At 65.0% G+C, this 7415-nt stretch carries 5 protein-coding genes; 1 reads left to right on the top strand and 4 read right to left on the bottom strand.

Annotated features, from left to right (window positions below):
- Nucleotides 1-204: 204 nt before the first annotated feature.
- Entirely contained in the window at nucleotides 205-1515 is a 1311-nt protein-coding gene (locus tag ABSH63_RS15510; RefSeq protein ID WP_352890987.1) for an aspartyl/asparaginyl beta-hydroxylase domain-containing protein, read from the top strand.
- Between the two features lie 3 nt (nucleotides 1516-1518).
- On the opposite strand, the gene ABSH63_RS15505 is transcribed toward ABSH63_RS15510, so the two are convergent.
- From ABSH63_RS15505 to ABSH63_RS15490, 4 genes are all read right to left on the bottom strand, one after another.
- Nucleotides 1519-2166: a putative 2OG-Fe(II) oxygenase gene (locus tag ABSH63_RS15505; RefSeq protein WP_352890985.1), complete on the bottom strand. Its 648-nt coding sequence runs from the start codon at nucleotides 2164-2166 to the stop codon at nucleotides 1519-1521.
- A 35-nt stretch (nucleotides 2167-2201) separates the two neighbouring features.
- On the bottom strand, nucleotides 2202-3893 hold the full coding sequence (locus ABSH63_RS15500; RefSeq protein ID WP_352890989.1) for a tetratricopeptide repeat-containing sulfotransferase family protein: 1692 nt from the start codon (nucleotides 3891-3893) through the stop codon (nucleotides 2202-2204).
- 89 nt (nucleotides 3894-3982) lie between these two features.
- Nucleotides 3983-4993 carry a class I SAM-dependent methyltransferase gene (locus ABSH63_RS15495; protein WP_352890983.1) on the bottom strand — a complete coding sequence of 337 codons (1011 nt, stop codon included), beginning with the start codon at nucleotides 4991-4993 and terminating at the stop codon, nucleotides 3983-3985.
- A gap of 64 nt (nucleotides 4994-5057) precedes the next feature.
- A complete protein-coding gene (locus tag ABSH63_RS15490) occupies nucleotides 5058-7235 on the bottom strand; it encodes a TonB-dependent receptor domain-containing protein (RefSeq protein WP_352890981.1) in 2178 nt (725 codons plus the stop codon).
- Nucleotides 7236-7415: the final 180 nt, after the last annotated feature.

The following is a 7415-nucleotide window of genomic DNA, read 5'->3' as shown; positions in this document are numbered from 1 at the left end:
AAACAAGCGCTCAAACTGCGCATACGCGTCGCAACGGGGCATCCCCTCTCTTTTCGTCACGCAAATTTCGATTCGCGGGCCGTAGGCAGCGATCTTTCGCGCGGTTTTTCAGCAAGCTGCTAGGCGTGCACAGCGATGTTACGCGCACCAGTGTCATGCAAGAATTCCGACCGACTTCCCTTCGTCGTCGGCTTGGAGCGCAGCATGCAAGACCCGTCCCGGATCCTCGAATGCGCGCGCGCAGCCCTGGCGAATGGTCGGCCTGACGTTGCAGAACAACACTATCTCGCGCTGCTGGACCGCGCGCCGGCGCACGGCGAAGCGCTCGCCTTCGTAGGCATGCGCATGCTACGGCGCGGCGCGGCGGCGCAGGCCCTGCCGCTCCTGCGCGATGCACATGCAGCTGCTCCGGGCGATGCGGCGATCAACGAGAACCTCGGCATCGCGTTACTGCGATGCGGCGATCACGCCGCCGCCGAGCGGCATCTCGTCGCCGCGCTGAACACCGAGCCGCGCCTGCACCGCGCGCGCCTGATGCTCGGCAAGCTGCGCGAGACAACGGGCGAGCAACGCCAGGCAGCGATCGAATATCAGCGTGCCATCGCGAATGCGCAGCGACTCGGCATCTGGCTGTCGCCGGAGAGCACCCCGCGGGCGCTGCGCGACGAGGTCTTGCATGCGGCCAGCTACGTGCGCCGCTATCAACGCGCGCTGGTGGATGAGATCGTGCAGCCGCTACGCGCGCGTCACGGTTCTGTAGCGCTCCGACGGGTCGAGGACTGCATGGCCGGCTATCTACGCGAGCGGACGATGGCACCGGATGACCCGCGTCAACGCCCCAAAACCCTGTTTTTTCCGGGACTGCCGGCTCAGCCCTACCTGCCCCTGTCAGCCTTCCCGTGGCTGGACCATCTGCGCAACGAAGCGGACGCGATTCGGGAGGAATTGATCGCGCTGCGCGAGAACGGACCGGATGCCTTCAGACCCTTCCTCAACTTCTCTCACCACGCACAGGTGGAGCGGCACTTACGTAACACGGCGGGTGCGGCGCCGGCCTGGGATGCCTTCTTTTTCTACCGTCACGGCCACCGCGACGACGCCAATCACGCACGCTGCCCGCGCACCTCGGCGGCGCTCGAGGCGTGCCCCCTCAACCGCATTCGCGACCAGGCGCCGGAGATTTGTTTCTCGGTACTGACGCCGGGCACACACATCCTGCCACATCACGGCGACACCAACTCGCGCGTCGTCGTACATCTGCCGCTGGTCATACCGCCGGGTTGCGCACTCAACGTCGGCGGCGAAAGGCGCGAGTGGCGTGAAAGCGAACCGATCGTATTCGACGACACCTTCGAGCACGAGGCATGGAACCGTGGCAACACGGACCGCATCGTCTTGATCCTCGATGCCTGGAACCCGTACTTGACGGAGGCCGAGCGCGAGTGCCTCGCCGCCCTGGTGCCGGTGCTCGGCGACTTTGAGCGCGCGTGCCAGCTCACGCCGCGCCGGCGCTGAACCTCAAACGGCGCCCGCTGCGCGACGCCGGAACCAGGCATTGAAGGCCACGGTGATGCGCTCACCGTCACCCTGAAACGGCATCACCTGGTGCAGCAACCAAGACGGGAAAAGCACCAGGTCGCCTGGCTTGAGTCGCAAGCTGAGCGGACGTACCGCCCAGGGTTCACGCAGGTTGGCGTTGCCGAGGTCGGTCCATGCCGTGGCGATGCCGAACGGATGGGCGAACACGAGTGCACCACTGTCCGGGTGCCCACTGTGATCGTCCCCCGCATCCACGCTGTACACACCCGACCAGCTGGCCATTGGATGATTGTGCTGGCCGAAGTACCCGCCGCGACGCGTGATGTGGAACCACGCACTCGAGCGCACTTCGAGTTGCTGCACCTCGTGTGTGTTATATCCGCTCAGGTCGGAAACAGCCTTGAATAGTGCCGACCAGCAAAAGCTGCGCAATTCCCGGATGGCGTCATCGGGCCACTCGAACAAATCGAAGCGACTCTCGAACAAACCTGGGCGAATGGTCATCGTCGGCTGCGGGTTGCGATAGCGCTCGCCTTCCTGCTCGCGTTCGAGGAACAAGCTTCGTAAACGTCCGTTGAGCACGGCAGGTGCCGGGTGCGCGGCGCGCACGATCGGCACGGCGAACACCGTCTGGACCTCGAACTTCGCGGCGCGAGGCTGGGTCATGTCAGCTCGTCCCCTAGCGCTTCGATCAGCGGCCCGAGCCGATGCGCATAGCGGCGCCAGCGCCCCACGCCGTGCGAATACATCGGCTGACGCACCTGCCAGCGACTGGGCGTGAGCACGGCACGGTCGCTCTGGTAAAAGTTTAAGCAGGCTTCATGCCACTCCAGACCTGTCGCCGCGATCAACGCGCGCGCACCACTTTCAGGTGCGGCGACCAGCTCTTCGTACACGCAGGCATGCAGCCGATCACCCAGCACGGACTGCCAGTGGCGCATCAGCCGCATGTACTCGCGATAGAAGAATCCGAGATCGCCGAGATCCGTCGCGAAGGGTTGTTCGAGCGCGAAGTTCTCGCCGTAGATCGAGACGCAGATGTCGCGCGGATCACGCCGGCACCAGATGATCGTCGCCCGCGGGAACATGAGCGCGATCAACCCGACGTGATAGAAGTTCAGCGGCGCCTTGTCGATCCACCGTCGCGCGGTCCCACCACCGCGCTTTTGTAGCACAGCGAGATAGTCGGCAGCCGCGGCCTGCAGCGCCGCGGGCGTCACCGCCGACAGGGCTTCCGGCCAGCGCTGGATCGACCCCACGTGCGCCGGCATCCGCCGCGCGATCCGGGCGATCTCCTTGAGCTCGCCGAAACCGTGCGCCTCGGGATGCGCCGCGATGATCTGCTCGACCAGCGAGGTACCACTGCGCGGCATGCCCAACACGAACACCGGCCGGGGGTCGGCAAGCCCCTGCCCGCGCAGGCGCGCGACCTGCCGCGCATCAAAGGCGGCGATCGTACGATCGATGCGCTCGGCGTGGCGCATGCGGTCGAAAGGGCCGATCTGCCTGCGCCGCGCGCGGTTGGCCTGCTCCCAAACCGTGAACGCCGCATCCGCGTCGCTGGCATCGAGGGCCTTGCCCAGACCGAAGCCAACATTGGCACGGTCCTGCGGCGGTCGCTTGTCGTCGTCGAGGATCGCGCGCGCCTGCGCGAGCAGTGCCGGCTCGGCACGTCCGCGGATCAGTGTCAGCAGGCCCTCGAGCGCGAGCGGCCAGTCCGGACGCAGGCGTAATGCCTCGCGGAAGGCGGCTTCCGCCCCCTCACGGTCGCCGAGATCTTCGCGCAGTTGCGCAAGCCCCATGTGCAGCTCGGGGGCGTCCGGCGCCGCCGCCACGCCGCGCGCGTACGTGTCGCGCGCGGCCTCCAATTGGCCACACGCGAACTGCAGCTCGGCCAGGCCCTGATAGCCTTCGAAGCGCTGCGGTTGGAGCCCGATGACGCGGTTCCAGAGCGCCTGCGCGGCCTCCTCGTCGCCGCAGCTTGCCAGGACCCGCGCGTAGGTCATCAACGTGGGCAAACGATCCGGCGCCAGGGCCAGTGATCGCTCGAAAGCAGCGCACGCCGGCTGTAGTTGCCGCAAGTCGCCGAGCAGCTTGCCGTAGTTGTGCCAGACATCTGGATCGTTCGGCCGCAGTGCGATCACCCGCTCCCAATGCGGCAAGGCTTGCGCGTTCTGCCGCGCGTGCATCAGCACGATAGCCAGGTCCGCATGCGCATCGGCGTGATCGGGAGCGATGCTCACGGCTTGCCGCAGATACTCGATGGCCGCCGGCAACTGACCCTGCCGCCAACAAACGGCGGCGAGCCCACGGAAGGCGTCGGCACCGCACTGCGCGTCGCTGCACAAGGCCATGAACTCACGACGCGCGGTCTCGAGCTTTCCGGCGTGCATTTGCTGGAACGCCTGCTGCAGTCGATTACGCACGGCACTGATCGATGGCTTCATGTTTCCCCTTGAACGGCACCGCGGCGGGCCACCAGACGCCAGCCGAACAGTTGGCCTTGCTCCTGGATCTCGCCGATATCGACGGCGGTGAATCCCATTTGCCCAAGCCGCTGCGCCCAGGCCTGGATGCCGTCGCGATCGAGGGCGCAGTCCACCAGCTCGGCCACGCGCAGCTGATTGTCCGCCAGATCGGCACGCAATGCCTGCAACGCGCTCGTCGCCTGCCGCACATGGCCGGCCGAGGCGGTGCGCAGGATGCGCATCACGCGCTCCGCAGTATCGCGCAACAGGTCGGGAAACGCCGTTGCCTCAATCCGCTCGGCCACCTCGGCAAATGCGGCGTTGAAACGCTGACGCGCCGCCGCGGCGTGCGGGTCGGCATCGCGCTGCGTGCGCCGCGCCGGGTCCTCAGACATCGCCAGCCACGGCAGTACGGTAGCCGCCTGATCGAGCGGTCCATCGGCGCGCAGCAGCCACTCGGCGTCCACCCGCTCAGCGTCAGCCACCCGAGCCGGCAGCGAAGCCCGATGGTGAACGATGGCGGCGAGCGTCGCACGCGGAGCGAGCACACGGCGCAAAAACGCCCAACCGTCTTCGTCGGCGAAGTATTCAAGCGCGTACTGGCTCCAGAGCTGGTTGATCGAGGCGTCCGCGGCGGGCAAGCCGGTTGCGGGGGTGCGCGGATGCAGCCGTACCCGTTGCCGCAGGCCCGCCGGAAGCTGCGCGAGCCAGGTATCGTCCAGCTCGGCCAGATCGACCGCGTCGATCGCCTGCGGCCAGCATCGGGCAGCCTGCGCGAACCAGCGAATCAAGGAGCCATTGCCGCAGCCGAGTTCAACCACCCGGTCGTCACCCGACACGCCGGCGAAGCATTCGCGCCAAAACGCCTGTGTGGCCTGTCCGTAGTGCTCGGAGAAGGATCCGGGACATGAATGCCGCACACCGCGGCGCCAGTACCGGCTCCACGCCTGAGCACGGGCCTGCAATCCCGGGGTCCCATCGGTCAAACGTCTTCTCCCGCCAAAAAAGAGGGCCCCCGCAGGGGCCCTCGTGCAACACCCCCCCCTTGCGTCAGAACCGCTGCGTGTAGCGGATGTACGGCTGCGCACCGTACTGGTCGTACAGGGAGAAGTTGTAGTCACGACCATCGGCTGCAGAGCGTGCGTCCGGCTCTTTTCCAAAGGCGTTGATCGCGCCCACCGTGATCTGGCCATTCCAGGGTGCGAAGTAGGACACTTGGAAGTCGTGCGTCACGTAGGTCGGGATGTGCCCGCTGCGCACACCGCCGGCGTTGACCGTCTGCGCCTGATCGCCGATGACCTGGAAGTTCCAAACGACCGAGAAGTCGGAGATCTTCCACTCCGTCGCACCCTGAATCCGTGTATCCGGGGCCCCCGGATCGCCGATTTGGTCGCGACCATTGTCGATCTTGTACTCGAGGATGTACACGTACCGTAGCATCGACGTGACATTGCCGAACTCCCCGAGTCCGAAGCGGAAGTTCGCCTCAAAATCGAGGCCACTGGTATCGAGTTCGCCGGAGTTGGTGAACCCGAAGCGCAGATCCTGAATACGCCCCGTCGGACCACGGGTGATCGTGAACGCCTCCGGGACCGGATCGCCAACGCGAATCGCATCGAGGATCTCCTCGGGGGTGAACACGTCGATACGGTCCGACAACGCGATGTTGTAATAGTCCAGCGAGAAGTCGAACCAAGACGTCACGTCGTAAGCGAAGCCGATCGAGTACTGCTCGGAATCCTCGGCGCCCAGATCGGGATTCGCGATTCGCGTCGCATTGATCTGCACCGCCTGAACGTTCCCGTTCTCATCGCGGCAGGTCGCCGTCGACTCGTCCCAGATGAAGCCTTCGAACTCGCATTCGGCCTGGTCGTTGGTGACCGGCTCTGCCGAGAACGCCGGTTTTTGGCTAAGGAAGTCCAACGTCGGCGCACGAAAGCCCTCGCCCCAAGAGGCGCGCAAGGTCAGTGGACTGATCGGCTGATAGCGGACACTGACCTTGGGCGATGTCGCATCCCCGAAATCCGAGTAATTGTCTCGGCGAACCGCGGCCGAGAGCTCGAGGTTGTCCAAAACTGGGAAGAAGGCCTCGGCAAAGTATGCCCGTACCCGACGATCCAGGCCCGCCGAGTTGCCCGACGAACCGCCGATCTGTCCGGCTTCCGAAGCCGCGTCGTACAGGTCCTCATAGTCCTCTTCGCGGTACTCCCAGCCGACCAGCATCTTGGCCTGCCCCCCGTTCAGATCGAGGAGCGGGAACTGCACGTCGGCAAACGCTTCTCGCGTGATCCAGGTGGACTCGCGCGACGTCGTGGCCTTGAAGTTGGCCGCGGCATCCGGCGTCGCGTTGGGGTCGCGGAAATCGTAGGTGCCGTTATCAAGCCCGGTCTGTGCTGCCGGCCGCAGCAAGTAGAAACGGCCGTTTTCAAAGTACTTGTACTCGTTGTAGCGCGCGCCGGCACTGGCATCGACCTGGCCGAACACGTTCCCCGAGAAAATACCGCTGATGTCGTAGACATTCGCATCGGTGAAGTTGTCGCGATTGCCCAGCGAGGCAAAGCGGTGATAGAGCAGAACTTGGTAGAGCTCTTCGTCGGGGATACCGACTTCACCTGCGGTACCGCCGAAGGGGCCACCGAGCTGCACGATGTCCTCGTTCTGCAGGAAGGGATTGTCGTTTGGGATGATCAGTGCGAAATCGTTCAGCGCGGGAGCATACCGGCCAAAAGACTTGGCGCGGTTGATGCTGGCGTTGCCGGTGAAATCCCAGGTATCGGTGATCTGGAACGTGCCTTTGGCGAATAGGCCTTGGTTGGCCGTTTCCGCCTCGTCGGCGGCGACCAGATTGAAATCGTAGCCGCACAGACCCGCGGGGGTGAGCTGAAACGCCGGATCGCTGTTCGGGCAGCCGCCCGGCACGGCGGCGTACACGTACTCGTCCCCCGAGGCCTCGTCGCCGGGCGTGAACATGCCGTCGCGGTTCGTATCGCGCAGAACAACCAGGTTGTTGGAGAAAAAACTCGCGCCGGGCGCATTGAACAGCGAGTCGCGCGCGAAGATGATGTCACGCTTGAAGTAAGACGCGCCAAACACGAGATTGCCGCGCGAGCCGTTCACCCCCATCGTGACCGAGCCCTGCTCGACGTCCCCGCCCTTGCGGTCGGTACCCTGGAGCTGATGGCTGATCTCTACGCCCTCGAAGTCCTTGCGCGTGATGATGTTGATCACACCACCGACCGCGTCGGCGCCGTAAATGGCCGAAGCGCCATCCTTGAGGATTTCGATAGGTAATTCCTAAGCAAACCGGACCAAATCTGAGAGGATTTGGTCATGAAGCGATGTCCCGGATGTGCAGGTTGTCGGCACTATCGCCTGGGGGATGGACGTCTGAAGTGCCGCGCCTGCGGG

The sequence above is a fragment of the Sinimarinibacterium thermocellulolyticum genome (assembly GCF_040327995.1).
In the GTDB taxonomy this organism is placed as follows: Bacteria; Pseudomonadota; Gammaproteobacteria; order Nevskiales; family Nevskiaceae; genus Solimonas; species Solimonas thermocellulolyticum.
This window is presented reverse-complemented; position numbering and strand designations above follow the sequence as displayed.